Genomic DNA, 1,869 nt, shown 5'->3' on the forward strand with positions numbered 1-1,869 from the left:
CACGGATGCAAACGGCGTTGAACAAACCCTCACCGCGAGCGTACAAAGCGACGGCAGTTGGTCAGTGGAAGTACCCAACGCCTTAGCGCAAGGGGATTACACGACGGATGTTGTGATCAGTGACGGCGCAGGAAACCAAACACAGGTGATCTTAACAGGTAATATAGATACCAGTGCGCCCGTGGTCACGGTGAATAATAATGGCTTAGGCAATGACGCTAATCCGGTTATAAGCGGAACATCAACGGAGCCTGTTGGCACCCAAGTGAGTATCACGATTGTGGATGCCAATGGCGATACGCAGACTCTCACAGCCCAAGTCCAAGCGGGCGGTGGCTGGCAAGTGGCCGCGGCTAACTTACCGGATGGGGATTACAGCTACAGCGCGAGCATCACCGATGCCGCGGGCAACACCGGCAGTGCAGCGGGGGTCGGGGAAATCGATACCCTTGCACCAGAGCTAACAATTACCCATTTAGGCACTGTTAACGATGACACGCCGACCATTTCAGGCATGTCATCAGAGCCAGCAGGCACGGTCATCACCGTCACGCTGACCGACAGCAGCGGTGTTGAGACTGAGCTAAGTGCAAGCGTGGATGACAACGGTGATTGGTCTGTGCAAAGTCCTGCGTTAGCGGATAGCGATTACAGTGTCAGTGCCAGCGTAACGGATGAGGCTGGTAATACCACAACTGCAGATAATAGCTTTACATTAAACACCAATGCGCCGAGCATTTCGATTGATACGATAGCAGATACAAATGATACCACACCGACTATTACAGGTACCACAGATGCTGCTGATGGCACCATGATTAATATTGTTATTGATGATGGCATCAATCCAGTTCAAACATTGACAGCCCAAGTTGCATCAGGTGTTTGGTCAGTTACAGCAAGTCAGATACTTGCTGAAGGTAATTTTACAGTCACAGCTTCAATTACTGTTGCAGGAAATACAGGGGTTGATACTGCGCAAGGCACGATTGATACGGTTGCACCAACAATTGAGATAAACACCTTGGCTGCGAGTAATGACACAACACCAACAATAAACGGTACTTCTGATGCTGCGCCTGGCAGCCAAGTTAAAGTTATAATTACTGATGCCAATGGTATTGAACAAACGGTTATGACAAGTGTTTCAGCAAGTGGTAGTTGGTCGATAGCTGCTTCAGCGGTACTAGCAGAGGGCACGTATTCAGTACGCGCAGAAGTGACGGATGCAGCGGGTAATATTGGTATTGATACTGATAATGGAGGCGTGATCGATACGCAGGCACCGAGCTTTAATATCAGTCCACTTAGTCCCACGAACGACACAACCCCGACGATCTCAGGGACCAGCGATGAGCTCGGTGCAACAGTGACTTTAACTGTTACAGATGCAAATGGTGATGAACAAACTTTAATAGCTACAGTGTTAGGTGATGGTTCTTGGTCAGTTGAAGTACCTACAGCGCTCGCTGAAGGTAGCTTTGAAGTTACAGCGAGTGTGACTGATGATGCAGGTAATACGAGCAGTGATACTGAAACAGGCGGGGTAATTGACACTATCGCACCGACGGTGAGCATTGACGCTCCAGCCTTAACGAACGACAACACGCCGCTGGTAACGGGCACATCAGACTTGGCCAACAGCGATATTATCGTGACCTTCACTGACAGCAATGGCAGTCACAGTGTCACGGTGCAAACGGATGGCAGTGGTCAATGGCAGGCAGAGGCCAATCAAGCATTAGTAGATGGCAACTACAGTGTCAGTGTCAGTCTCAGTGATGCCGCAGGGAATACTGGCACCGCCAGTGATAGTGGGGTTGTTGATACTATTCCACCGGCGCTTGCGTTTACGCCAACCTTCTTATT

General features: G+C 49.9%; 1 protein-coding gene. It reads left to right on the forward strand.

Annotated features, from left to right (window positions below; all coding sequences use genetic code 11):
* Positions 1-1,869: beta strand repeat-containing protein (locus AAEU30_RS21430; RefSeq protein WP_421962291.1), on the forward strand; the 1,869-nt coding region annotated here is incomplete at both ends.

The organism is Pseudoalteromonas mucoides (assembly GCF_049257175.1).
GTDB lineage: Bacteria > Pseudomonadota > Gammaproteobacteria > Enterobacterales > Alteromonadaceae > Pseudoalteromonas.